Genomic DNA, 25,356 nt, shown 5'->3' on the forward strand with positions numbered 1-25,356 from the left:
GATATCCAGCTCCACATCTGTAGTGAACACTACATTTCTGGAGCGCGCAAATGCCCCCCTCCCAAGACACTTCTCGCCCTGGCCGCATCCGTCGCCTTCTCGGCGGCGTGGCCATCGTGGGCGCCCTCGCCGTGGCCGGCTCGATCGCGACCGGCCACTACTTCCGTGCCGCGCAGGCAACCGCAACAGCTGCGGCAGCCGAACAGGCCGTCCCCGTCACCGTCGCAATGATCGAACCGCGACGGACCGTGTTGTGGGATGATTTCTCCGGCCGTCTCGAGGCCATCCAACGCGTCGAGCTTCGCCCGCGCGTGGCAGGCGCGGTCCTGTCGACCAATTTTACGGAGGGCACGCTGGTGAAGGCCGGCGACGTGCTGTTCAAGATCGATCCGGCGCCCTACGCCGCCGAGGTCGACAAGGCCGCGGCGCAGCTCGAGGCCGCCAAGGCACGCGTGGTGTTCACCCAGAGCGAGCTCGAGCGCGGTGCCCAGCTCGTGGGCAACGCCGTCGTCACCCGGCGCGACTACGACCAGCGCGACAACGCCAATCGCGAAGCGATTGCCAATGTGAAGGCGGCCGAAGCGACGCTCCAGACCGCAAAGCTCAATCTCGACTACACCGAGGTGCGCGCGCCGGTCGACGGCCGCGTCGGCAAGATCGAGATCACCGTCGGCAATCTCGTCGCCGCCGGCACCGCTTCTCCGGTGCTGACCTCACTGGTCTCGGTCAATCCAATCTACGCGTCCTTCGACGCGGACGAAGAAGTGGTGCTGCACGCGCTGAACTCGATCGCGGACGTCTCCGGCAAGCGTGGCGATCTCGACCAGATCCCGGTGGAGATGGCGACCTCCGGCGGGCTCTCGGCGAAAGGCCACATCCAGCTCATCGACAACCAGGTCAACGGCCAGAGCGGCACTATCCGTGTCCGCGCGGTGTTCCAGAACGAGGACGGGCGTCTCATCCCCGGCCAGTTCGCCCGCGTGCGCATGGGCCAGCCGAAGCAGCAGACGCTGGTGATGATCGACGAGCGCGCGATCGGCACCGACCAGGACAAGAAGTTCGTGATGGCGGTCGGCGACGACAGCCGCGCGGTCTATCGGCCGATCACGCTGGGCGGCTCAGTTGATGGCCTGCGCATCGTCACGGCTGGCCTGAAGCAAGGCGACCGCATCGTGGTCAACGGGCTGCAACGCGTGCGTCCCGGCGCCCTTCTCAAGACAGAGGTCGCCGCAATGGGCGCGCGCGGACAGCAGGCCTCCAACCACAGCAACCAGGACGTGGTGCAACGCTAGTCACGACCGGGGCGCGCATGGCGCGCTCCGGAATTTCGACGTCAGACTTTCGAAGACATCGTTTCCACACTCCGGGTTCGTGGGCGTCGCCCGCGTCCCGGGGTGACGGAAAAACTGTCTCTCGCGCAGGGGCAAGGCCATGAATCTCTCAAAGTTCTTTATCGACCGTCCGATCTTTGCCGGCGTGCTGTCGGTCCTGATTTTCCTCGCGGGCCTGATCTCGCTGTTCGCGATGCCGATCTCGGAATACCCCGATGTGGTGCCGCCTTCGGTCGTGGTGCGTGCGAGCTACCCCGGCGCTAATCCCAAGGTGATTGCCGAGACCGTGGCGACGCCGATCGAGGAGCAGATCAACGGCGTCGAGAACATGCTGTACATGTCGAGCCAGGCCACCACCGACGGCGCCATGACGCTGACGGTGACGTTCCGCCTCGGCACCGATCCCGACAAGGCGACGCAGTTGGTGCAGAACCGCGTGCAGCAGGCCGAGCCGCGCCTGCCGGCCGTGGTGCGCCAGCTCGGCATCATTACCAAGAAGTCGTCGCCCGACCTCACCATGGTCGTGCATCTGTTGTCGCCGAACAACCGCTACGACATGACTTACTTGCGCAACTACGCGGTGCTCAACGTCAAGGACCGGCTGGCGCGGATCGACGGCGTCGGTGACGTCCAGCTCTATGGCGCTGGCGACTATTCGATGCGGGTCTGGGTCGATCCGCAGAAGGCGGCCGAGCACGGCCTGACCGCCAGCGACATCGTCAAGGCGATCCAGGCGCAGAACGTCGAGGCCGCGGCCGGCGTCGTCGGCTCCTCCCCGAACGTCAGGGGTATCGACCTGCAAATGTCCGTCAATGCCGAGGGTCGGCTTGCGAACGAGGAGCAGTTCGGTGACATCGTCGTCAAGACCGGCACGCGTGGCGAAGTCGTACGCTTACGCGACGTCGCGCGCATCGAGCTCGGTGCGTCCGAATACGGCCTGCGCTCTCTGCTTGACAACAAGCAGGCGGTGGCGATCCCGATCTTCCAGGCGCCGGGCTCGAACGCGCTGGAGATCTCCGACCACGTTCGCGCCACCATGGCCGAGATCAAGAAGAACATGCCGGAAGGCGTATCCTATCAGATCGTCTACGACCCCACCCAATTCGTGCGTTCCTCGATCGAGGCTGTGATCCACACTTTGCTGGAGGCGATCGCGCTGGTGGTGCTGGTGGTGATCCTGTTCCTCCAGACCTGGCGCGCTTCGATCATTCCGCTGCTGGCGGTGCCGGTGTCGATCGTCGGCACCTTTGCCGTGATGCACCTGTTCGGCTTCTCCATCAACGCGCTCAGCCTGTTCGGCCTGGTGCTCGCGATCGGCATCGTCGTCGACGACGCCATCGTCGTGGTCGAGAACGTCGAGCGCAACATCGAGGGCGGGCTGTCGCCGCGCGACGCCACCTATCAGGCGATGCGCGAGGTGTCCGGTCCGATCATCGCGATCGCGATGGTGCTGATCGCGGTGTTCGTACCGCTCGCCTTCATCTCCGGCCTCACCGGCCAGTTCTACAAGCAGTTCGCGCTGACGATCGCGATCTCGACCGTGATCTCGGCCGTCAATTCGCTGACGCTTTCGCCGGCCTTGTCGGCGCTGCTGCTCAAGGGCCATGACGAGCCGAAGGACCGGCTGACGCTGATCATGGAGAAAAGCCTTGGCTGGTTCTTCCGTCGCTTCAATCGGGCGTTCACCTACTCCTCGGAAAGTTACAGCGGCACCGTGACCAAGGTGATCTCGGGCAAGGCCGCGGTCATGGGCCTTTACGTGGTGCTGGTTGGCATCACCGCCTTCCTGTTCCAGCAGGTGCCGAGCGGCTTCGTGCCGGGCCAGGACAAGCAATACCTTGTCGGCTTCGCTCGCCTGCCCGACGGCGCGACGCTCGACCGCACCGAAGAGGTCATCCGCAAGATGAGCGACATCGCGCTGACCCAGCCCGGTGTCGAGAGTTCGGTCGCCTTCCCCGGCCTGTCGATCTCAGGCTTCACCAACTCGTCCAACGCTGGCATCGTGTTCTCGACGCTCAAGCCGTTCGACGAGCGCAAGGACCCATCTCTCAGCGGGCCTGCGCTTGCGGCCGAGCTGAACAAGAAATATGCCGGCATCCAGGAGGCCTTCATCGCCATGTTCCCGCCGCCGCCGGTCAACGGCCTCGGCACCATCGGCGGCTTCAAGCTCCAGATCGAGGACCGTGCCGGTCTCGGTTATGAGGCTCTGAACGAGGCGACGAAGGCGTTCATGGCGGCGATGCAGAAGGCGCCGGAGATCGCCGGCGTGTTCTCGAGCTTCCAGGTCAATGTGCCCCAGCTGTTCGCCGACATCGACCGCACCAAGGCGCTTCAGCTGGGCGTTCCCGTGACGGAGGTGTTCAACACGCTCCAGATCTATCTGGGCTCCTACTACGTCAACGACTTCAACAAATTTGGTCGCACCTACTCCGTCTACGTCCAGGCCGACGCGCCGTTCCGTGCGCGGGCCGACGACATCAGGCAGTTGAAGGTCCGCTCATCCTCGGGCGACATGGTGCCATTGTCCGCGCTGCTCAAGATCCGCCAGAGCGCGGGGCCGGAGCGCGCGATCCGCTATAACGGCTTCCTGTCGTCCGACATCAACGCAGCCGCCGCGCCCGGTTATTCTTCGGGTCAGGCGCAGGAGGCGGCGACGCGGATCGCGGCGGAGACCTTGCCGCCCGGCTTCGCCTTCGAATGGACCGACCTGACCTATCAGGAGTTCATCGCCGGCAATTCCGGCCTGTGGGTGTTCCCGCTGGCGATCCTGCTGGTATTCCTGGTGCTGGCCGCGCTCTACGAGAGCCTGACACTGCCGCTGTCGATCATCATGATCGTGCCAATGGGGCTGCTGGCCGCAATGTTCGGCGTCTGGCTCTCGAAGGGCGACAACAACGTCTTCACCCAGATCGGCTTGATCGTGCTGGTCGGCCTCTCCGCCAAGAACGCGATCCTGATCGTCGAATTCGCGCGCGAGCTCGAGTTCGCCGGGCGGACGCCGATCCGGGCCGCGATCGAGGCGAGCCGCTTGCGGCTTCGACCGATCCTGATGACGTCGATGGCCTTTATCATGGGGGTGCTGCCGCTGGTGCTCTCGACCGGCGCCGGCTCGGAGATGCGGCGGGCGATGGGCGTTGCCGTGTTCTCCGGCATGATCGGTGTCACCGTGTTCGGCCTGTTCCTGACGCCGGTGTTCTACGTGCTGCTCAGAACCGTCACCGGCAACAAGGCGCTGGTGCATCACGGCAGCGACATCAGCGCGGCGCCGGTGCAGGGTCTCGGACACCAGGGCTCGGGTCACTAGATCAGGGAAATCCCCGATATCAGCAACAGAACGAGCACGGTCTTGCGAAAGATCGTCTCGTTCACGCGATGAAACGCAATCACGCCCAGCGCAGAGCCCGCAAACAACGCCGGCAGGCTGACCGCGAGGTCGACGAAGACCTGTGACGACAGGTCCTGGTGTCCGACCAGCAGCACGATCGCAAACAGCTGCATCGCGGCGATGAACGGCTGCACCAGACCGCGCTGCTCGCTCTTGGGCATGCCGCGCATATCGCACCAGATCGTCGGAATCGCGCCAGGCATCGCCGTCAGCCCGCCGACCAGCCCACCGCCGAATCCGATCAGGGCAACCCAGTGCCGGCCGACGGCCTCGCCGGCCGTCACCAGCGTCGGCCGCAGCAGCATGTAGGCGGCATAGAGTGCGACGACGACGCCAAAGCCGCGCCGGAGCAGATGCGTATCGGTCGACTGCAACAGCGAGACCGCGATGGGAACGCCGATCAATCCGCCGACGATCAGGAGCAGACTGCCCTCCCAGCGGATGCTGCGCCGAAGCGCCCACAGATTGGTCGCCTGCACGCCGATGCTACACGCCATCATCAGCGGCACGGCTTCCAGCGGCTTGAACACGCGCAGCAGGATCGCGCCCGCCACCGCCGAGAATGCAAAGCCCGAAAGTCCGGATACGAAGGCTCCGGCGAACACGGCAAGGCTGAGTAGCAGCAGGGTGGAGATATCAGGCACGAGCCGTCCTCCGCTCAATCATACGGAATCACCGGCGCCGGAGCGGCAGCGCGTTCCGTGCAGGCCGCAGGCTCGCGCGGAAACGACACCTGCATCGCATGCGCGTGCGATCGCTCAAGCATCATGAGACCGACCAGCTGAAGTGCGACGAGCGCGGCGGTCAACGCCATCGCGACAATATTGACGTTACGCGCGTTTGAGCCTGGGGTGGCCGGCCGCGCGCTCGCGCGCATCAGATCGGTGGGCATTTTCTGAAGTATCCTTTTCATTGCGGACAGAAATCATTTCATTCAAAGGCGGTGCGTCATGCTGCTGGTCGAGCAGATGGCGGTAACGGTGCAATATTCGCCGTGCCTCGATTTCCCGCTGCTGATGCAGCGCTGCGATCATGCGAGCGATGACGTCGTGGAACTTGTCAGCCAGGCTCCGTGACACCGTTCGCATGACGACCTCCTCTCAACCTGGGCGGGAGATTGCTGAGATTCACTGCCACTCGGTATGAGATGCTTCACACAAGGATCGAAATCGTGTGCGCTTTCGTAGAAGAGAACGCAGCCAATCGCGTCACCCAAACGGATGACGGCCGATAACTTTCTGATGATGAAATTGCGGGCGTCATACTGACGATGTTCGCGGCACGATGGCGCGTCAATGAACAAGCGGGTTGGAAAATCCTGCCGCGAGCTTGACGAGATCAGCCTGCCGGTTCGTGCCGGTCTTGGCGAACACACGATGGAGATGTGTCTTCACCGTCGTCTCGGCGAGCAACGCGCCGACAGCGTCGAGCCCGCGTTCGCCGCCGTTACGGATCACGGATGCCAGGGGCAGAATATGCGCGGCGAAGCCAGCGCGCAGCACCTGATTGGCCCGGAATCCGTGTACGGCGCAAAATAGCTTCTGTGATCAACGCCGGGAAACATAGCACAACCAAGGCACGCGGCATCGGACGAGGCGCCGCAGCGGGCGGACGGAAGGGAGCTGACAGGCGCTGCACTCGCGCCTTGACGCAAGTACCTGGACGCAAGTACCTGGCGCTGCCCGGCCGATTTTATTTCCGGTTCTCCTCGCAGAACTTCAGCGCGGCAAGTGCCTCGCCGGCGCGCGGAATCTGCATCTCGATGCTGTCGTCGTCATCATCCTCGAAATCGAGCGTGAGGCGCTTGGCTTTCGACAGCCGGTCCATGATGGATTGATCGTACTCGAAGATGCCGCGCACGGTGGTCTTGTCCATGACCTCCCACTTGGCCTTCGACATGATGTCGGAATCATCGGTGCCGACATCGGCACGCAGGATCTCGCCGACCTTGTCCCACTCCCAGCCGTCGTAGATCATCACGATCACGATGGCCTTGTCGGAATAGGTGATCACGATGACGTAGTCGCGGTTCTCATCATCCTTGTCCTTGTAGCCGCGGCTCGCGTTGCAATGTGTGTCCTGGGTTCGTTTCTCGATGGTCCAGTCGCCGACCTTGGATTGCTGCGCCAGAGCCGGCCCCGCGCTCAAGGCGCCTGTGAGCAGCGCAGCCGCAAGAAGGGTCCGTTTCATGTCAGCCTCCAGCGTTTCCCCGGCTGGAGATGACCACCTCTCCTGAAAGCCCGCAAGGGCTTCAGCCGGCCACCCCGGGGCCGATGGTGAACGGCGCGAACAGCCCTAGCTGCGGCGCGGCACGATCGCGATCGGTGTGAAGGTGTAGACCTCCTCGCCGTTCTGGTTGAACATCGTCCATTTCACCAAGGCGATACCCTGCGGCTTCGATTTCGACGGGGTCAGGCTCATGACCTCGCCGACCAGATGCAGGCGGTCATTCGGCCGCACCGGAATTGTCCAGCGCAGGCCGTCGACGCCCGCGCCGATCAGCGGATGCGGGCCGAACGGACGGGTCTGGATCGCGAGATTCATGGCGATGGCAGCGGTGTGCCATCCCGAGGCGGCCAGGCCCCTGAACAGTGTGTCCTTGGCGGCCTCGTGGTCGAGGTGCATCGGCTGCGGATCGAACTCGGCCGCAAAGCGCTTGATGTCGGCCTCGGTGATCTCAATCTCGGGGGATTTGAAGCGCATCCCGACCACGAGATCATCGAACCACTCAACCTGTGCCATTGTTCTGCCCCGAAATATGATGCGCCGCCCGCGCGATGCGTACGGCCAAAGGAATGGACTGAGAGCCGGATGTAGCGGGTCCGCTGCGCATAAACCAGCCTCGGTTCCCCGCGAAACCCCTTTCCCAAATCGATGAAACACGCCTGAAACAAACGGCCCGTTATGCTGTTGTCAAAATTAAACAGGGACGGCCGCCATGCAGTTTCTCCTCGACCTGATCTGGGATTATTCCTGCTGCCAGAATGTTGTCATCCTCCGGTCAGAGGAGGACGGGCTATGATCGAGCTGATCTCCGCCCTGCTCGCCTTGTGCAGCGTCGTCGTGTTTGCTGCACACGCGCTGGACGCCTATCGCACCACGCACACCTGACCGGCCGGCGCCGCCGGCCCCACGGCTAGAATGGCCGCCGGTAGAAGTGCTCCGAGTGCGTCGCCGGCGGAAAGCGATTTGCGAGCGCGAGCGCCCCCTTTTCGTCCGTCTCGAGCGCGATCTTCTGCGCCAGCATGACGTCGCCGGGCACAAGGAAGCCTGACGGGACGAAGCACCACCCCATCGTTGCAAGTCCGGCCTCGTCTACTTCGTGGACGTTGGCCGCGGTGCCGTAGTGAATGCGATATCGCTTGCCGGTGTCACAACCGATCACGTCGAAGTGTCGATGCTGCTCGAATTGCGCACGCTGCTCGGGCGATAACCATTCAGACAAAAGCCTACGGCCGCGAGCCTCGGGCGTGTTCTCGCCAAAGAAGCGCCGGTAGAGCTCGCGGAGCGCGTGCAGGCGCGCTCGCGCCGGCGCGCGGAGCCTGAATGCCGCCAACATGAGCAGTTCAGATCAGCCGCCGACCAGGCGGGGATAGAACAGCGTTTCCTTCGCGGTCGGGTCGAACGATCTGATCCGGGTGACTTCGCCGGGCCCGGTGCGGAGGGCGGCGGTGAAGCCTATTCCGGTCAACTCCCGAAAGCGTTGTTCGGCTCGCGCCAACGCTTCGGCATTTTCGGGATCAAACTCGTGGCGCGTATCGCCAGTTTGGTCCATCACGATCTGGGTAGCCATGTCGAGTCTCCTCATGCCCAGCCCTGAACTTGATCTAAGCAAACCTCATGCCGTCAGTTCCTGAAAGCAACAACTTTCTCGCTTATCGTCGGATCACACCTTGCGGCGCGACTCACCGCGCCGCGGCCGCTCCGCCCTGGTCGATCTGCCGTCCCATCAGCGCAATTGCCTTTTGGTACACGCCGGCCGCATTCCAGGCCTCGATCGCGGCGAAGTTCGGCTCGCCCGGCTGGTAACCGGCTCCCGCACGCCAGCCATGAGCTTTCAGGAAATTGGCGGTCGAGCTCAGTGCGTTGGCGGCGACATCGAGATTGCCGGTGCCGTAGGCCAGGATGTTCTTGGGCATGAACTGGGTCTGGCCGACCTCGCCATGCATCGAGCCGCGGGTTGACCCCGACAGCACGCCGCGGTCGACGAGCTTCAGCGCGGCATAGAGCTGGTCGGTAAAGAATTCGGGACGGCGGCAGTCATAGGCGAGCGTCGCGATCGACGACAGCATGTTCTGGTTGCCGCGCTGGCTGCCAAAGCCGGTCTCCATGCCCCAGATCGCAATCAACGGCCCCGGCGGCACGCCGTAGCGCTGCTCGATCGAGGCGAACATCGCGGCCTGCGACTGCTTCAGCGAGCGGCCGCGGGCGACGATGGTGGTGGCGCCGCGCTTGGCCAAAAACTGGTCGAGCGAGAGCGAAAAACTGTGCTGGCTGCGATCGGCGGCAATGGTGGCGCTGGCGTAGTTGGTCTGCATCAGCGCCGCGATCGCGGCCTGGCCGATGCCCTTGCCCTGCACCTCCGCACTGAACTCGCGCTTCCAGCCTTCAAATCCGGCGGCCGAGCTGCCGCACTGCGCGGCATCGGCCGTGTGCATCAGGGACAGCAGCAGCGCGGTCGCGCCGATCATGGCCGTCGCAACGGTCCTGCCCTTGGTCATTCCGCATTCCTCTCCCTGGGTGCGCGACCGGCTCGCGCGCGCGCATGATCCTACGCCCGGGACGATCGCTCAAGCCCCGACGGGAACAATCGGTCCAAGTAACGCGCTTGACACAGGCCGGTCAGGTGCCGTCCGTTCCGAGCAGGAAATCCACCATGATGCTCTGGTGCTGCTGGTACATGTCGGTGCCGGTCGCAGTGACGCAGCCGCGCTTGCGGGCTTCCGCGATGAACGGCGAGATTTCAGGCTTGGTGATGACGCAACCGCAATAGGCCCACGGCGCCAATCGCGTGACATCGACCGGCAATGGGTCGCCGTCCTTCATTCCGGCTGGCGTGGCGTTGGCGACGAAATCGAAGCCCGCGGGGTCAGCCGTCCCGACCTGTACGGATGCCTTGCCGAGCCTGTCGAGCTGGCCGATCAGCGCGTCACGGCGCTCGACCGCACTGTCGTGGATGGCGAGCTCGCTGACGCCTGCCTCGACCAACGCAAGGGCGATCGCGGAACCTGCGCCGCCAGCCCCGACAAGCAGCGCGCGCATCCCCTTGGGATTGATCCCCTTCGCCCGCGCGGCGCCGACAAAACCGAGGCCGTCCACCATGTCGCCATGCCACGCGCCGTCGGCGCGACGGCACATCAGGTTCACCGTGCGCAGGAAGTGAGCGCGCTCGGTCGCACTGGTGCAGGCCTGGTAGCAAGCGAATTTGTGCGGGATGGTCACGACGATGCCGTCGAGGTTTTTCAACCGGGTAACCAGCGACAGGAAATCGGGCAGATCGGCGGCCGAGACCTGCACCGGAACGAGGATGCCATCATGACCGCGCGCGGCAAAGGCAGCCGACACACCCGCAGGCGAGCGCACCTGCGCAATGGGATCGCCGACGATGATATGGAGCCGCGTAGCGCCTGATGGAGCCGGGATCATGGAGGTCACACCGGGACGGCTGCGCCGTCTGCCGCGCCAGCCCGATAGGTCAGTTCCAATCCGTCCAGGCTCCCCTCCTTGCGCCACTTGGCGAGCAGCCGCAGGAATGCCACCGGCCCGCGCCAATACTGGCTGTTGCGCGCCGCGATCGGATCGAACACGCCCTCATTGTTGTAGTAGCCGGGCGTGCATTCGGCGAGATAGGTCTGGCGGCCGAGTGCAGCCTTGACGACCTCGTCGACCCAGGCGTTCTCGGCAGCAATCGTCGGCTCCAATGTCCGCGCACCGCGCTTGCGCACCTGATCGATGACATAGGCGATGTGCCGAGACTGCTCATCGATGATGTGCGGAAAGTTGGCGCTCTGGCCCGCCTGCACGGTGACGATCAGGAAGCAGTTCGGGAAACCGCGGCTGTAGAAGCCGTGCAGCGTCTTGACACCGTCGCGCCAGCGCTCGGACAGGCTGATGCCATCCCGGCCGTAGACCTCAAAGCCCATGCGGCGGGCGTAATCGGTGCCGACCTCAAAACCGCTGGCATAGATCAGGCAGTCGAGCTCGTAGGCCTTGCCGTCGACGACCACCGCGTTCTCGGTCATGCGATCGACGCCCCTGCCCCTGGTGTCGACCAGATGCACGTTGGGCCGATTGAAGGTGTCGAGATATTCGTCATGGAAGCACGGCCGCTTGCAGAACGCCTTGTACCAGGGTTTTAACGCGGCAGCGGCTGCCTCATCCCTCACGACCGCGTCGACGCGGGCGCGGATCTCATCCATCTTGCGGTAATCGGCCTGCTCGATCACTTTCAGCGCCTCTTCCATCGAGGTCACCGGCTGCGGCTGACGGCGCGGCGCAAGCAGGATTTCGCCGAGCAAACCAGTCCAGCCATCCTGCACCAGGTCCCGCTCGAACGGCTCGCCCGAGATCACAGCGGTGAAATTGTCCATCCGCTCACGCTGCCAGCCCGGCGCGAGGCCCTTCGCCCAGGCCTGATCCGTCGGCCGGTCGTCGCGCACGCCGATCGCCGACGGCGTGCGCTGGAAGACGTAGAGCTCTTTTGCCGAACGGCCGAGATGCGGTACGCATTGCACGGCCGTCGCGCCAGTGCCGATGATGCCGACTCGTTTGTCGGCGAGGCCGGTGAGACCGCCCTCGGCGGTGCCGCTGGTGTAGGCATAATCCCAGCGGCTGGTGTGGAAGCTGTGACCTTTGAAGCCTTCGATGCCGGGAATGCCGGGGAGCTTCGGCCGGCTCAGTGGGCCGCCCGCCAGGACCACAAAGCGCGCGCGGATGCGATCGCCGTGATCGGTCTCGACCAGCCAGCGCCCCTCGCTCTCCTGCCACGTCATTTTCGAGATGACGGTTTGAAACAGCGCGCGCTCATAAAGGGCGAAGTGACGGCCGATGCGGCGCGAGTGCTCGTAGATCTCCGGCGCGCGCGCATATTTGCGCACCGGCATGTAGCCGGTCTCTTCCAGCAGCGGCAGATAGATGTAGCTCTCGGTATCGCAGGCCGCGCCGGGATAGCGATTCCAGTACCAGGTGCCGCCGAAATCGGCGGCCTTTTCCACGATGCGGAAATCCGAGATGCCGGCCTCGCGCAGACGTGCGCCACACAACAGGCCGCCGAAGCCGCCGCCGACGATGACCACTTCGGTGTCTTCGTTGAGCGCCTCGCGCGCAAATCCGGGATCGGCCCAGGGATCGTCGAGATAGCGCGCGAAACCGCCGGCCACCTCGACATATTGCGCCTTGCCCTCGGTACGCAGGCGAAGGTCGCGCTCGTCGCGATAGCGCACACGCAAGGACGCGATGTCAACAGTAGGCTCGGCGGCCGCGCCGGTCTTGTGTTTTTCCGCTGACATCGATCTCCTCCACGGCGGACGCTGCTCCGCCGGCAGCTCGCGCCAGTTAGCCCTGAAAAAGTGATACGCGCAATCGCGGCCACCGCTTTTTGCGTGAACGTCGCGTGACGTTCCGCTACCTTGCACACGAGCGCAAATGAGCCATGCAACGAGACGATTTAAAACGACATGGCTCTTCGGAGGGGACAATGCAGGGACTGATGATGGACATGCCGCTTCTGATCAGCGGCCTGATCCAGTATGCCGCCGACTATCACGGCGAGGCGGAGATCGTCGCGCGCGAGATCGAGGGCGACATCCACCGCTACACCTATGCGCAGGCGCATCCGCGCATCAAGCGCATGGCGCTGGCACTCAAGCGGCTCGGCATGACACCCGGCGATCGCGTCGGCACGCTGGCCTGGAATACGCATCGTCATTTCGAGATGTTCTATGCCGCACCCGGCATGGGCTATGTGCTGCACACCGTCAATCCGCGTCTGTTTCCCGAGCAGCTCGTCTACATCATCAACCACGCCGACGACCGTATCCTCTTCATCGATCGTGCCACCCTGCCGATCGTCGAGGCGATCGCGCCGCAGCTCAAGACGATCGAGGGTTACGTTATCATGGCTTCGCGCGAGCGGATGCCGGAGACCAGGCTTGCGAACGTGCACTGCTATGAAGAGCTTCTCGACAAGGAGAACGACGCAGGTTTCGCCTGGCCGCTGTTCGACGAAAAATCCGCCTCCACCATCTGCTACACGTCGGGCACGACCGGTAACCCCAAGGGCGTGATCTATTCGCACCGTGCCGCGATCCTCCAGACCATGACGTGCTGCAGTTTCGACTTCCTGAGCGGACATGTCGAAGGCGTGCGCGAGGTGATGATGCCGATGGCGCCGCTATTCCACGGCAACGGCTGGAACATGCCGTTCAGCGCGCCCTATACCGGCTCCAAGCTCGTGCTGCCCGGCCGCAACTACGAGCCGGACAAGCTCTATGAGCTACTCGAAGGCGAGAAGGTGACGCTGTCGGCAGGCGTGCCGAGCTTCTGGCTGATCCTGCTCGACTGGCTCGGCCGTACCGGCAACAGGTTCTCGGCGCTCCGCGCGACACTGTCATCGGGCTCGGCACCCCCGCGCGCGATGGTCGAGAAGCTCAAGCGCGAATACGACATCGACTACATCCAGGCCTGGGGCATGACCGAGGCGCTGGGCTGCTCGATGCCGGGGCTGCGGCCCGGCTCGGAGCATCTCGCCGACAAGGACAAGTTCGACCGGCGCATGGTGTCGGGCCGCGCCTGCTTCGGCACGGATTTGCGCATCGTTGACGATAACGGAGACGAGCTGCCGCGCGACGGCAAGAGCGTCGGGCATTTGCGCGCCCGAGGTCCCTGGGTCGCCTCCGGCTACATGAAGCTAGAGGAGGGCCTCGACCGCGACGGCTGGTTGATCACCGGCGACATGGCCGTGATCGACCCGCAAGGCCACGTCACGCTGACCGATCGCTCCAAGGATGTGATCAAGTCTGGCGGCGAATGGATTTCCTCGATCCAGCTCGAGGACCTCGCGCTCTCCCACCCCGATGTGCTGCAAGCCGCCGTGGTCGCCATCGCGCACGAGAAATGGCAAGAGCGGCCCCTGCTCCTCGTCGTCCGCAAGAAGGGCGCAAGCGTCGACGGCAAGACCCTGCTCGACCACATGCGCCCGAAGATCGCGAGCTGGTGGATGCCCGACGCTATCGAGTTCCTGGACGAATTCCCGATGACCGGCACCGGCAAGGTGCTCAAATCGGCGCTGCGCGAGAAGTTCAGGGACTATCGCGTCGGGTAAACCGTCCCACGATTGCGTGCGAACCCTTCTCGCGCGCGATCGTCTTCATCTTTTGGTAGATTCGGGGGCGATATATCGGAGGCATCGCTAACCCTTATCGAGGACATCCATGGCGTTTTCCGGATTGGGCCTTCATCTCGGCAATCTGTCACGCTTGTCGAATGCGCAGACGCGTTCGATCAGCCCCGAAAATTTCACCGGTGACAGAGGCAAAGGCGGGATGTCCGTCGACGGGCCCGCAGCACCGCAAGCCCGCGATCTTGGCCAAGGCTGGAAGGTTTCGCCCTATGTCGTCATCGAACCCGGCGCGACCTTCACGCTCGCCGACATCGAAGGTCAGGGCGCGATCCAGCAGATCTGGATGACACTGGCACGCGGGCGGCTGCGTCATTCGATCCTGCGCGTCTATTGGGACGGCCAAACGCAACCCAGCGTCGAATGCCCGGCCGGCGATTTCTTCGCCTGCGGATGGGAAGAGTTCGCGCAGGTGTCGTCGCTTGCGGTCTGCGTCAATCCCGGCCGCGCGTTCAATTGTTACTGGGAAATGCCGTTCCGCAAGCGCGCGCGCTTCACGCTGGAGAACCGCAGCGAGGAGGCGCTGACCGTCTACTACCAGATCAACTACACGCTGACCGATGTGCCGGAGGACTGCGCCTATTTCCATGCGCAATTCCGCCGCACCAATCCGCTGCCCTACAAGGACGTCTATACCATCCTCGATGGCGTCACTGGACGCGGCCAGTATGTCGGCACCTACATGGCCTGGGGTGTCAACAACAACGGCTGGTGGGGCGAAGGCGAGATCAAGTTCTTCATCGACGGCGACGGCGAATTCCCGACCATTTGCGGCACCGGCACCGAGGACTATTTCTGCGGTGCCTACAATTTCGATCCCTATGTGGCGCATTCGGGCCGCGGCGCGGTCCAACAATCCCGCTACCTCGAATTCACCACGCCCTATGCCGGCCTGCCGCAGGTGATCCGTCCCGACGGCGTCTACAAGTCGCAGCAGCGCTTCGGCCTATACCGCTGGCACATCCCCGACCCCATTCGCTTCCAAAGCGATCTGCGCGTGACGATCCAGGCGCTCGGCTGGCGATCGGGCGTCAAGGAAGCAAAATATCTTCCGCTCCAGGACGACATCGCCTCGGTCGCGTTCTGGTATCAGACGCTCCCGGCGGCGCCGTTCCCAAAGCTGCCAGACGCGGATTATCTCGAAATCGACTAACGGCCGCCTAGTTCAACACCTCGACCGTCGCCGAACGGCCGGCGACCAGCGACAGCGTGTCAGGCACTGGATCGAGCGCAATGCGGACGGGCACGCGTTGCGCAAGCCGCACCCAGCTGAAGGTCGGATTGACGTTGGCGAGCAGGCTCGCGCCTTCGGCGCGGTCGCGGTCTTCGATGCCGGAGGCGATGCTCTCGACATGGCCTGACAGCGTGACCTTGTCGCCCATCAGGCGGACCTGCACCTTGTCGCCGACGCGGATGCGCGCGAGCTTGGTCTCCTCGAAATAGCCTTCGACATGCAGCGTGTCGGTGTCGACCAGCGCCATCACACCCTTTCCAGCCGTAACATAAGCGCCGGGGCGCAGATCCATGTTGGTGATCACGCCATTCACGGAGGCGTGCACCTCGCTGCGGTCGAGGTTGAGCTGGGCGACCGCACGGTCGGCGACGGCCGCATCGAACGCCGCCTTGGCCTGGAGCTGGGTCGCGAGAACCTGCTCCTGCTTCTGCTGCGACACCGCATCCGTCGTCAGCGCACTATAGCGCTTCAGATCGGCATTGGCCTGGTCGAGCGTTGCCTGATGACCGGCCACCGATGCATCAGCCTGGCGCAGCGCCAGCGCGAAGCGTTCGCGATCGATCCGAAACAGCACGTCGCCGCGATGGACCTTCTGGTTGTCCTTGACCAGCACGTCGGTAACGAAACCGGACACGTCGGGCGCGACCTGGACGACGTCGGCGCGCACACGCCCGTCACGCGTCCAGGGCGACTCCATGTAATAGGCCCAGAGCTCACGGCCGACGCCGAGTGCGGCGACGACCGCGATGACGGTCACTGCAAGCCGGCCGAGCCAGGCGAAATTCCCTTTCATGAGAGATACTCCGAGAGATAGACGACGCCGCCGAGAAGGCAGACGAAAATGGCGAAATCGAACAGCGCGCGGTGCCAGACCAGCCGGTAAAGGTCGAAGCGCTGCATCAGCCGGCGCAACAACGCGCTCAGCACATAGGCGACGATGATCCACAGCAGCAGCGCCGGCACGAGCACGCCGTAGATGTCGATGACGTATCTCATGCTGCCACACTCTCGCCTGCGCGCGGCCGATAGGCCGCTGCGTCGGGGAACAGGCCGCGCCTGATCCCGACGAGGCCGATCAGGGCGTCTTCGCGTGCTTTGTCATTGGGGTCTTTCACCGCCTGGGCCAGCGCCCGGTCGACGCTTGTCAGCAGCTCGGCCGGCATCCCGCCGCCGGCATAGCGGCGGCAGGCAATGGCAAGCTGGTCGAGCATGTCGTCGATGACGGCAATGGTCGCTGCCGCGAGCCCGTAGCGGGCGCGGCGCAGGTCGATGATGTTGATGCCGATCCGGAGCTGGACCAGGCTGTCGGCGTCACGGCGATCGCTCTCGGAGAGGAACGCAATCCGCTGCACCAATAGCCCGAGCCGATGCAGCATGAGACCGGCGAACTCCGCGCGGTCACGCTTGCCACGACGTTCGGCGGCGACCGCGATCGTGATCCAGCTCGACAGCACCAGGCGATTGGCGATCCACTCCGCGCCGACCCCGCGCGCGATCCGCGTCACGATCTCGGCAATGAGGACCCCGACGAAGAAGGCGACGGCCGAATTGGCGTAGGACGCAAAATCCGCGCTGTAGGTCGACTGGATCGCCAGCAGGGTTGCGGTGTTGGCCGCGAGCGCCATTCCGGTCCCCGCCGTAGCAGGTCGGCCGATCAGGAACCCGTACAGCAGGAAGGTCGGCGCCAGAGCGACGATCAGAACCTCCAGATGCGAGATCGCAGGCACCAGCGCGAACAGATAGATCGCGACGACGACGATGGCGACCAGCGACCACAGGCCGAAGCTGCGAATGAAGCGCGCGGGCTCGTCCTGGGCCGCAAAGAACGAGCAGGCCACCGCCGCCATCATCGGCGCCGACGCACCGTCGGGCCAGCCCGTGCCGATCCAGAAGGCGCAGCAGATCAGGATGGCCGTGGCAGCACCTGCCGCCGACCACAGCGCGAGGCCGCGATCCCTGTGGCGGACGGGAGCTGCGCCGGCTTCGGAATGAAAGGCCAGATCGAGCGATGAGATATTGCGGCTTTCGGCAATTGCCTCTGTCAGGGTGCGGCAGTCGCGCGAGAGGTCGACGAGCTCGCGCAGCCGCGACAACAGGCTGGCGGTAATGATCCGCTCCCAGGAGGCGGTGTCATCGAGCAGCGCCTGCCGCTCGGCGATCATGGCGCGAATCCGCTCGGCCGGCTGCCGGGCGCCGACGTCACTCACGATCCATTGTGCGAGATCTTCGAGGAGCCGCTTCAACTCGGGTTGCCGCCGCAACGCCTCCTCGCCCAGCGCGGCCAGCCGGTCCTCGAGCGAAGCGATCACCGGGAGCAGCATCAACATGCGCAGCCGAATTTCACCAAGCCCGGTTACAGCGTTGCGGTCGGTCAGGTGATCATAAGCAAGATGGGTCGAGAGCGTGTCGATCTCGACGATATCGGTCGCAAGCTTGAGGCGCTTGCCGCGGCGGGTCTCGTTGGTGCCCTGGCGCAGCAGCACGACCTGGCTCAGGCGGCGCGCGTCCAGAAGCCAGGTATCGACCCGGTTCGCCACGGCAGGCGCGACGCTGCGGGGAAAGATGATCGTCGAGACAAGACTCGCGCAGATGATGCCAAGAGAAATTTCCTCGAGCCTTGCCACCGCGGTGTCGAAGATGGCGCCGGGCTCGGACACCGAGGGAAAGCCGATCAAGGCCACGGTATATCCAGCCAGCATGAAGACATAGCTGCGCGGCGTGCCATCGAGCAGCGAGAGATAAAGACAAAGTCCAACCCAGAGCGCGATGGCGAGGCAGAGCAGTTCCGGCGCTTCGACGAGATTGGGCACCAGCGCCACGGTCATGGTCGCGCCGACCAGCGTGCCCATGACGCGGAAGAAGGCCTTCGAGCTGGTGGCACCGGCGAGCGGCTGCGAAGTGATGTAGACGGTCGCCATCGCCCAATAGGGCCGCGGCAAATCCATCGCCAGCGCGATCACGAGCGCCAGCATCGACGCGGCAAACGTCTTCAACGCAAAAACGAGGTCCGCGTGACGAACCAGAAAGGGCTCTTCGGCGCGCATGACTATTTCGCCTCTAAAACAGTCTTCGCTTGATGCAGGCGACTGGCCCGCTGCTCGATGCGCTGGAGCGTCTCGAAGGTTATCGCAAGTTCCTCGGGCCCGATATCCTTCAACAGGCTCGCCCGCACCCGCCGCAAGATCCGGTTGGTCTGCTCGACCTTGGCCTCTCCCGCTTTCGTCAGATGTAGCGTTTTGGCACGGCGGTCGGTCGGGTCTTCGCGGCGTTCCACCAACCCTTCGGCCTGAAGCAGGTCGATCAGCCTCACCAGCGACGGCCCCTCGATGCCGAGCTCGTCGGCGAGCACGCCCTGGCGCACATTCTCGCCCTGACGCGACAGCACCAGCAGCGGAATCGCGGTCGCATAGGACAGGCCGTGATCGGACAGCGCCTGATCCGATTCGCGGCGCCAGATACGGGCGAGCCGCGCGATCAGCCGGCCGAGTTCGGCGTGGATAAAGCCTTGCGAGGGAGCCATGCAAATTAGATAGGACACAAACTATTAGGCTACAACTATATGATCTTGCATAGCTCGATTGATCACGAAAACGCGAACGAGGACAACGCGAGATGGGGCCGGGTTCCATGACCGAAGCGCGGGAGGCGACGGCGGGCGAAAGCGCGTTGACGCTGGTCCCGACCTTCGTCGTCGTGGCCGTGGACGCGACCGGCATGGGAATCATCCTGCCGCTCCTGCCATTCTACTCGCAGCGGCTCGGGGCGACGCCGTTCCTGATCGGCGCGCTGATCTCGGTCTACGCCGTCTGCCAGCTCATTGCCGGCCCCGTGGTCGGCATCCTCTCGGACCGCTACGGCCGGCGGAAGGTTCTGGTGGTGAGCCAGATCGGAACCCTGACCGGATTCGTCCTGCTCGCACTCGCGGGCAACTTAACGTTGGTGTTCCTGGCGCGGATCATCGACGGCCTGACATCGGGAAATATCTCGGTCGCGCACGCCTACGCCGCCGAGCACAGCGCGCCTTCGACCCGCAAGCAGGCGCTCGGCATGACCAGCGGCGCGATCGGGACCGGCCTCCTGCTTGGCCCCGCACTCTCGAGCTTCCTCGTCCATTACGGCCAGACCGCGCCGGTGTGGGCCGCAGCCGCGCTCTCGCTCATCAGCATTCTCGCGACCATCGCCCTGCTTCCGCCGGATCACCCGGCCTCGGAGCCGCTCTACCAGCATCGCGTGCCCGAGCCGACGCTGATGCGCAGCCTCTTCGGCATGCGCTACGCTTGGCGGCTGCTCGGCCTGCTGATCGTGTTCTTCTTCGTGAACTCGATGTTCCTGTCGCAGATCGGCCTGTTCCTGTCGGCGCGGTTCTCCTGGGACGGACATCCCTTTGGTGCGCGCGAGCTGGGCTGGATGTTTGCCTATGCCGGCTTCATCAACATGGTGGTCCAGGGGCTTCTGATCACGCGCGCGAACCTGATCGCCTCCGACCGCACCATCGTGATGGCGGCCTTCGCCTGCATGGGGCTCGGATTTGCCGGGCTCGCGGCCGGCAGCAATATCAGCCTGCTCGCGGTCTACCTGACGCTGATCATCGTCGGCACCATGTTCGCCCGCAGCACGCTGACAGCGGAACTCTCGCGCTCGACCGCGATCAACCGTCAGGGCATGATCATGGGCCTCAACCAGTCACTGATGTCGGGCGCGAACATCAGCGCCCCGCTCATCAGCGGCGCGCTGATCGGCCATCGGCTGTTCGTAGCGTGGGCGCTGGCGATGGCCGCGATCGCGGCGATCGGCACGGCGCTGGCGGGGCAGCTCCTTGACGGGCCGCGAACGCACTAGGCTGTCACTCGCACGTCAGGCGCTGCTCGAACCAGCCGGTCAGGCGATCGGACATAGGCTGCCACATCCGCTGGAAGTTTTCGAGCCTGCCGACATTGGTGCGGTACATCGCACGCAATTCCTGCTCGATGGCCGGCAGGTCGACGCTGAGGCAAGCTCCATCCCTCACAATCGTCTTGCCGGCGACCACGACCTCTTTCACCAAGGATGCATTACCCCGCGCGAACAGCAGTGCCATGGGATCGACGGGCATGATCCGATCGCGATCGAGCCGGTCGAAGTCGATCACAACGTAATCGGCTGGATTGCCAGTGACGAGTTCGCCATTCCCCGGCGCACCGGTCGTGCGCCTGCCGCTGCGGATGGCGAGCGCGAACAGCTCGGCCGGCGTCCATGTCGCGTTGAAGCCGAGGCCGCCATGGACCATCTGCACCAGCCGCATCTCGCGCAAAATGTCGTCGTCCTCGTCGAGCGCGAGTCCGTCGACGCCGACGGCGATGGCGCAGCCGCATTTGTGGGCCGCGGCGATCGGCGCGAGGCCGGAGCGTAGATGCATGTTCGAGCTGAAATTGGTGACGATACGCGCGCCGGAGGCCGCGATCATCTCCAGCTCACCCGGCCGCGCGTGGATGCAATGCGCAAGCGTCAGCCGCTCGGAGAGGAAACCGATGTCGCGCAGCCACCGCACCATGTCCGGGAAATTCTGATCCGCCCAGGCGCGCTGGTAGACGGTTTCCAGCAGATGCATGTGAATGCGACGGCCGGTCTGCGCCGAATTCTCCGCCACCGCCTCCAAGAGCGACTTCGAGCACCATTGCACGCCGGCAGGCCCGAGCTGCACGTCGATCATCGGACCGGCGATGGCCGCGGCAATCGCGTCGGTCAGCTCGATATAGGCCTTCGGCGACATCGGTGCGCGGATGAAGAGCTCCTCGATCGTTTTGCGGTCGTCGCTCGGAAGACTGGCGAGCACCGGCTCGGCGTCGCCATAGACAACCGGATTCTGGTCGCGCACCGCCAGTGCAAAAGCGATGCGGATGCCGGCGTCGGATGCGGCTCTCGCAATCGCCTTGGCTTCCTCGACCAAGGGCATCGTTCCGCTCGGGCGCGTATAATGCATCATCATCGCCGCACAGCCGGCCTTGGCCGAACGCGCCAGCGCGGACGCCGCGGTCAAGTACGGATCGACAGGCGTGCCGAGCGCGGACCGCAGGATCCAGCTCTCCAGAGGCATGCCGACCGCGCCGAACGACGACGCGGTGGCGCGGCCATGATCATGGGCGTTGACGAAGGCCGGAATGACGAAGGAGCGAGGCCCGGGCGCCGCTCCCTCGGAGATATCCGTAATGACGCCGCCGTCGTGCCGGAGCACGACGTTGTCGCTCACGCCGACACCGGGGCTGCGAAACAGGCTGGTTGCCACAATCTCAATTGCCATGATCGCGAGTCTCTCCAAGGTCCGTCTGCACCATACACCAGCTTCCGTGCCGGCCGATGGCCCTCGACCACGATGGCGTTTGATGGCAGAACTGAAAATGATCCGGAACTGCCGCCTCCGGCTTCCGTTCGTCTCCCACACCTGAATCCGACGCCATGACCGCCCAGACCGCCTTCGACTTGATCTTCCGTAACGCCCTGTTGCGATCATCCAGCGCACCCGTCGATATCGGTGTGAAAGCCGGCCGGATTGCCGCGATCGAGCCGAAGCTTGCCTGCGAGGCCGTCGATGTCGAAGTCGGGGGACGGCTGGCCCTGCCCGGCTTCGTCGACACCCACATCCATCTCGACAAGGCCTGCCTGCTCGACCGCTGCGGGCACATCCACGGCACGCTCGGCGATGCCATCCGTGCCGTCTCGGCGATGAAGCGGGATTTTGGCGTGGACGATGTCTATGCGCGCGGCGCCAAAGTACTCGAACGCGCCATCGTGCACGGCACGACGCGCATGCGCACGCATGTTGAAATAGACCCGCGCATTGGCCTGCGTAGCTTCGAAGCGGTGAAGGCGCTCAAGCGCGACTATGCCTGGGCAATCGACCTCTCGCTTTGCGTCTTTCCGCAGGAGGGCCTCACCAACGATCCCGGAGCCGAGGAGCTGCTGGTGCGGGCGCTGCGTGACGGCGGCGAGGTCATCGGTGGCTGCCCCTATACGGACACCGACCCCAACGCGCATCTCGCACGCATCTTCGACCTCGCGCAGGAGTTCGACCTCGACGTCGACCTCCATCTCGATTTCGACCTCGATCCCTCCTGGTCGCATCTCGACGAAGTCTGCCGGCAGACCGAGCGGCGCAACTATCAAGGCCGCGTGGCAATCGGGCATGCGACGAAACTCTCGGCACTGCCGCCGGAGCGGCTCAAGGCGGCGACCGCGCAGCTGGCGAAGGCCGGAATCGCCGTCACCGTGCTGCCCGCAACCGATCTCTATCTGATGGGACGCGAGGTCACCCACAATTCGCCGCGCGGGCTGACGCCTGCCCACAAGCTTGTCGGCAATGGCGTGCTCTGCTCTGTCGCGACCAACAACGTGCTCAATCCTTTCACTCCGTTTGGCGATGCCTCGCTGCTGCGAATGGCGAATTTCTACGCCAATGTCGCCCATGCCTCGGTCAACGAGTTCGATACTTGCCTCGATCTCGTGACCGAACTGCCGGCGCGGCTGATGAACCTCGACGATTACGGCATCGCAGTCGGCAACCCCGCCGATCTCGTCGTGCTCGACACGAAGGACAGCCGCTTCGCCGTCGCCGAGCTGCCGGATATCGCGATGGGATTCAAGGGCGGCCGTCAGACATTTGAGCGTCGGCGGCCGACGCTCTTCACCCCCCGGAATTGAGCGAAGGCAGGCTCGTCGCATCCAACGGTAAGATTGTCGGGAAAACTCGAGATCATCCGACCGATCTGGTCTGATTTACCGTCGATCTTCGCGCAAATCCGAGTCCGGTAGAATCCCGGTCCGTAGCCCAACGCGTTGCGGCAAGGGTCAGGTAATCTTACTAAGACCTTGCACTGACCATCTGCGTTCACGGGAGTTTGGATATGTTCAGCGCATTCAGCAGCATCGACTACCAGTCCATTCGGGCCGGGACGCCCGCCGAAATCGCCGTCAAGCGCCTGAATGGCATCGGTGAGGTTCTCTCGGGCCTCGACATCTCGGCCATTCACACGCAGGACGATATGGCCCGCGCGCTGTGGACGCTCGACACCGCCGAAAAGTGCATTCGCATGATCCTGACCGAGTTCCGCACCGAGCGGACCAGCGACGTCGTTCGCGAGGCCAACCGCCTGATCGAGATGATCGAGGCCGCTCGCGAAGAGGTCTCGGGCTATCGCGACGGCGGCAGGATCTTGAGCTGAGCGCCTTCAGCGCTTGATCTTCGCCAGGATGCGATCCGCCTCGGTGCGCCAATCGGCGCTGCGGGCGAACTCCTTGGTTCCCTTCGTGCCAAACAGGCCTTCATCCGCGAGATCGGCAACCCAAGCTTGACGCTCGGCCGTGCCCTGCGCCGACCACGGCGTCAGCCCCGCCTCGCGCACGGTTTCGGCGACCTCGCGCACCTCCTCGGCACGGCGGCGACCGTGCTCGATCACGCGCTGGAAGAAATAGGCGCCCTGCTTCTCCCAATTGATCGCTGGAAAGGTTTCCGCGAGCGATGCCAGCACCGCATCCTCGACGCCATAAGCGCGCGCCGTGGTGAAGCTTTCGATGACCATGGCCTCCAGGCCCTTGATCATGATGCTGCGACACATTTTGACGGCCGAGGACACGCCGAGCTTGTCGCTCGCAAGCTTCGCCGCAAAACCAATTGCGTTGAGCAGCGGTTCGAGCTCCCCCGCGCCGGGACCGCCGAGCAGCAGCGGCACCTTGATCCGATAAGGCGGCACCGAAGTCATCACCGCGCCCTCGACATAGCGCCCTGCGGCACCGTCAATCAACGCCGCCGCGCGCTGCTTGGCGCCAGGCGAGGCCGAATTGAAGTCGAGGAACCAGGTGCCCTGATTGATCGCGGCCGCGCAGGCTTTTGCGACTGGCACCGCCTGACTTGCCGTGACAGCGGAGATGATGAAATCGGATTTCGTGGTCAGCTCGGCATGAGAGGCAGCGAGCATCACGCCAAACTTGGCCGCGTGCTCCTTCAGCGCGGCGCCCTGCTCGGTCCCGAGCTTGATGTCATAGGCGGCGACCTTGATGTCCTGCTGGCGCAAATCCTCAGCAAGAATCCTGCCGACCTCACCATAGCCGACCAGTCCGATCTGCCAGCGCCTCGGATCTGCCATCAGTTCAATCCTCGCGTCGTCTCATCGTACAGCTCCTCGACCGCATAACGGCGCGGGATCAGCGCCTGCTGGAATGCGTAGTCGACGATCAGCTCCAACGGCTTTCTGTTCGCTTCGGTCCCGAACGGAACGAGGTCTGGCATGGCCGCGGGTCCCACCTGTTCCTTGTTGCGCTTGAGCAGATCATAAACGCCCGCGACCACGTCGGGACGTGATTTCGCGAGTTTTCCGGTCACGACCACGAGATGGTTGACCGGCACGACGCCACGGCGGGCGTACCATTTGGCGGCTTCCGCGGCTGGATCCGGGAATAGCGTTTTCAGCCTGGGATCGTTCGACGTCTCACCGAGAACCGCATCGACCTCGCCGTCGAGCAGCATCTGCAAGACCTTCTTGTCCTTTGGCGCCCGCTCGGCGGTGTCGACATATTCGGCGACATGCGGATCCTCGAACGTCACCCACTTAATCTTGTCGAGGTTGACCCCGTAATCGTTGGCGAGGATGCCCCTGATCCAGGCGCCGGTCGTTGTCGTAAACGAGCGGATGCCGACGCGCTTGCCTTCCAGATCGGACGGCCCAAGCATCCCTCGCGCCGGATTGTACAGCGCGTAGGAATGCTGGAAGCGGCCGAGCATGGTCGCCGGCAGCAGCACCAGCGGCTTGCCATGCGCCTTCGCCATCAAATAAGTGACGATCGCCATCTCGCAGACATCAAAGGCCTGCTCGCGCACCATCGGCTTGAACGCCGTGTTGGTCGGCGTGTACTCGATGAAGTCGAGATCAAAGAGATCGGAGCGGAGCGCGCCGCTCTTCGCCGCCTGGACATGGGAGTGACTGCCGAGCACGGCCTTCAGCTTGAGACGATCCATCCGCCCGCTCCGCTTCTCTTCGCC

General features: G+C 64.1%; 24 protein-coding genes and 1 pseudogene. 8 read left to right on the forward strand and 17 right to left on the reverse strand.

What is annotated here, in order from left to right; genetic code table 11:
* Positions 1-50: 50 nt before the first annotated feature.
* Together IC761_RS21720 and IC761_RS21725 are read left to right on the forward strand one after the other, a co-directional pair.
* Entirely contained in the window at positions 51-1,292 is a 1,242-nt protein-coding gene (locus IC761_RS21720; RefSeq protein WP_195798672.1) for an efflux RND transporter periplasmic adaptor subunit, read from the forward strand.
* Positions 1,293-1,431: 139 nt separating this feature from the next.
* On the forward strand, positions 1,432-4,635 hold the full coding sequence (locus tag IC761_RS21725) for an efflux RND transporter permease subunit (protein WP_195798673.1): 3,204 nt from the start codon (positions 1,432-1,434) through the stop codon (positions 4,633-4,635).
* Here the strand turns inward: IC761_RS21725 and IC761_RS21730 are convergent.
* Together IC761_RS21730 and IC761_RS21735 are read right to left on the reverse strand one after the other, a co-directional pair.
* Positions 4,632-5,360 (reverse strand): sulfite exporter TauE/SafE family protein, encoded by a 729-nt coding sequence (locus IC761_RS21730; protein WP_195798674.1) that lies wholly within the window; start codon positions 5,358-5,360, stop codon positions 4,632-4,634. The two genes, IC761_RS21725 and IC761_RS21730, sit on opposite strands and share 4 nt — an antisense overlap.
* A 14-nt stretch (positions 5,361-5,374) precedes the next feature.
* Positions 5,375-5,608, reverse strand: a complete 234-nt coding sequence (locus IC761_RS21735) for a hypothetical protein (RefSeq protein ID WP_195798675.1) — start codon at positions 5,606-5,608, stop codon at positions 5,375-5,377.
* Between the two features lie 58 nt (positions 5,609-5,666).
* On the opposite strand from IC761_RS21735, the gene IC761_RS36095 reads away from it, so the two are divergent.
* A complete protein-coding gene (locus tag IC761_RS36095) occupies positions 5,667-5,792 on the forward strand; it encodes a hypothetical protein (protein WP_283814445.1) in 126 nt (41 codons plus the stop codon).
* A 216-nt stretch (positions 5,793-6,008) separates the two neighbouring features.
* Here IC761_RS36095 and IC761_RS36245 read toward each other — a convergent pair.
* From IC761_RS36245 to IC761_RS21775, 8 genes and pseudogenes are all read right to left on the reverse strand, one after another.
* Positions 6,009-6,203: pseudogene (locus tag IC761_RS36245) on the reverse strand (LuxR family transcriptional regulator); the annotation flags it as partial.
* A gap of 205 nt (positions 6,204-6,408) precedes the next feature.
* A complete protein-coding gene (locus IC761_RS21745) occupies positions 6,409-6,906 on the reverse strand; it encodes a hypothetical protein (RefSeq protein WP_195798677.1) in 498 nt (165 codons plus the stop codon).
* 105 nt (positions 6,907-7,011) lie between these two features.
* Positions 7,012-7,458, reverse strand: coding sequence for a MaoC family dehydratase (locus IC761_RS21750; RefSeq protein WP_195798678.1), 447 nt, complete (start codon positions 7,456-7,458; stop codon positions 7,012-7,014).
* 394 nt (positions 7,459-7,852) lie between these two features.
* On the reverse strand, positions 7,853-8,275 hold the full coding sequence (locus IC761_RS21755) for a hypothetical protein (RefSeq protein ID WP_195798679.1): 423 nt from the start codon (positions 8,273-8,275) through the stop codon (positions 7,853-7,855).
* Positions 8,276-8,287: 12 nt separating this feature from the next.
* Entirely contained in the window at positions 8,288-8,509 is a 222-nt protein-coding gene (locus IC761_RS21760) for a hypothetical protein (RefSeq protein ID WP_195798680.1), read from the reverse strand.
* A 112-nt stretch (positions 8,510-8,621) separates the two neighbouring features.
* Positions 8,622-9,437, reverse strand: a complete 816-nt coding sequence (locus IC761_RS21765) for a lytic murein transglycosylase (RefSeq protein WP_195798681.1) — start codon at positions 9,435-9,437, stop codon at positions 8,622-8,624.
* A gap of 121 nt (positions 9,438-9,558) precedes the next feature.
* A complete protein-coding gene (locus tag IC761_RS21770) occupies positions 9,559-10,362 on the reverse strand; it encodes a shikimate dehydrogenase family protein (protein WP_195798682.1) in 804 nt (267 codons plus the stop codon).
* 5 nt (positions 10,363-10,367) lie between these two features.
* The gene (locus IC761_RS21775) at positions 10,368-12,224 is read right to left on the reverse strand and encodes a flavin-containing monooxygenase (RefSeq protein WP_195798683.1); all 1,857 of its coding nucleotides are present in this window, start codon (positions 12,222-12,224) and stop codon (positions 10,368-10,370) included.
* 188 nt (positions 12,225-12,412) lie between these two features.
* Here IC761_RS21775 and IC761_RS21780 point away from each other — a divergent pair, with 188 nt between their 5' ends.
* Positions 12,413-14,038: a long-chain fatty acid--CoA ligase gene (locus tag IC761_RS21780; RefSeq protein WP_195798684.1), complete on the forward strand. Its 1,626-nt coding sequence runs from the start codon at positions 12,413-12,415 to the stop codon at positions 14,036-14,038.
* 220 nt (positions 14,039-14,258) lie between these two features.
* Complete coding sequence (locus IC761_RS21785; RefSeq protein ID WP_246791296.1) at positions 14,259-15,266, forward strand: glycoside hydrolase family 172 protein; 1,008 nt, start codon at positions 14,259-14,261, stop codon at positions 15,264-15,266.
* 7 nt (positions 15,267-15,273) lie between these two features.
* On the opposite strand, the gene IC761_RS21790 is transcribed toward IC761_RS21785, so the two are convergent.
* Genes IC761_RS21790 through IC761_RS21805 form a run of 4 tightly spaced genes read right to left on the reverse strand, consistent with a single transcriptional unit; the run spans position 15,274 to position 18,867 of the window.
* Entirely contained in the window at positions 15,274-16,140 is an 867-nt protein-coding gene (locus tag IC761_RS21790; protein ID WP_195798686.1) for an efflux RND transporter periplasmic adaptor subunit, read from the reverse strand.
* The gene (locus IC761_RS21795; RefSeq protein WP_148749382.1) at positions 16,137-16,343 is read right to left on the reverse strand and encodes a DUF1656 domain-containing protein; all 207 of its coding nucleotides are present in this window, start codon (positions 16,341-16,343) and stop codon (positions 16,137-16,139) included. Before IC761_RS21795 ends, IC761_RS21790 begins: the two co-directional genes overlap by 4 nt.
* Positions 16,340-18,391 carry an FUSC family protein gene (locus IC761_RS21800; protein WP_195798687.1) on the reverse strand — a complete coding sequence of 684 codons (2,052 nt, stop codon included), beginning with the start codon at positions 18,389-18,391 and terminating at the stop codon, positions 16,340-16,342. The genes IC761_RS21795 and IC761_RS21800 overlap by 4 nt, the downstream gene beginning before the upstream one ends.
* A 2-nt stretch (positions 18,392-18,393) precedes the next feature.
* The gene (locus tag IC761_RS21805) at positions 18,394-18,867 is read right to left on the reverse strand and encodes a MarR family winged helix-turn-helix transcriptional regulator (RefSeq protein ID WP_195798688.1); all 474 of its coding nucleotides are present in this window, start codon (positions 18,865-18,867) and stop codon (positions 18,394-18,396) included.
* Between the two features lie 107 nt (positions 18,868-18,974).
* Between IC761_RS21805 and IC761_RS21810 the strand changes: the two genes are divergently transcribed.
* Positions 18,975-20,186: an MFS transporter gene (locus tag IC761_RS21810; RefSeq protein ID WP_246791297.1), complete on the forward strand. Its 1,212-nt coding sequence runs from the start codon at positions 18,975-18,977 to the stop codon at positions 20,184-20,186.
* A gap of 4 nt (positions 20,187-20,190) precedes the next feature.
* On the opposite strand, the gene IC761_RS21815 is transcribed toward IC761_RS21810, so the two are convergent.
* Positions 20,191-21,624, reverse strand: coding sequence for an amidohydrolase family protein (locus IC761_RS21815; RefSeq protein WP_195798690.1), 1,434 nt, complete (start codon positions 21,622-21,624; stop codon positions 20,191-20,193).
* Positions 21,625-21,779: 155 nt separating this feature from the next.
* Between IC761_RS21815 and IC761_RS21820 the strand changes: the two genes are divergently transcribed.
* Positions 21,780-23,021: an amidohydrolase family protein gene (locus tag IC761_RS21820; RefSeq protein ID WP_195798691.1), complete on the forward strand. Its 1,242-nt coding sequence runs from the start codon at positions 21,780-21,782 to the stop codon at positions 23,019-23,021.
* A 203-nt stretch (positions 23,022-23,224) separates the two neighbouring features.
* Positions 23,225-23,542 carry a hypothetical protein gene (locus tag IC761_RS21825; protein ID WP_195798692.1) on the forward strand — a complete coding sequence of 106 codons (318 nt, stop codon included), beginning with the start codon at positions 23,225-23,227 and terminating at the stop codon, positions 23,540-23,542.
* Between the two features lie 6 nt (positions 23,543-23,548).
* On the opposite strand, the gene IC761_RS21830 is transcribed toward IC761_RS21825, so the two are convergent.
* Positions 23,549-24,463 carry a DUF1932 domain-containing protein gene (locus IC761_RS21830; protein WP_438265027.1) on the reverse strand — a complete coding sequence of 305 codons (915 nt, stop codon included), beginning with the start codon at positions 24,461-24,463 and terminating at the stop codon, positions 23,549-23,551.
* Positions 24,463-25,332: an ABC transporter substrate-binding protein gene (locus IC761_RS21835; protein WP_195798693.1), complete on the reverse strand. Its 870-nt coding sequence runs from the start codon at positions 25,330-25,332 to the stop codon at positions 24,463-24,465. The genes IC761_RS21830 and IC761_RS21835 overlap by 1 nt, the downstream gene beginning before the upstream one ends.
* Positions 25,333-25,356: the final 24 nt, after the last annotated feature.

The sequence above is a fragment of the Bradyrhizobium commune genome (genome assembly GCF_015624505.1).
Taxonomy (GTDB): domain Bacteria; phylum Pseudomonadota; class Alphaproteobacteria; order Rhizobiales; family Xanthobacteraceae; genus Bradyrhizobium; species Bradyrhizobium commune.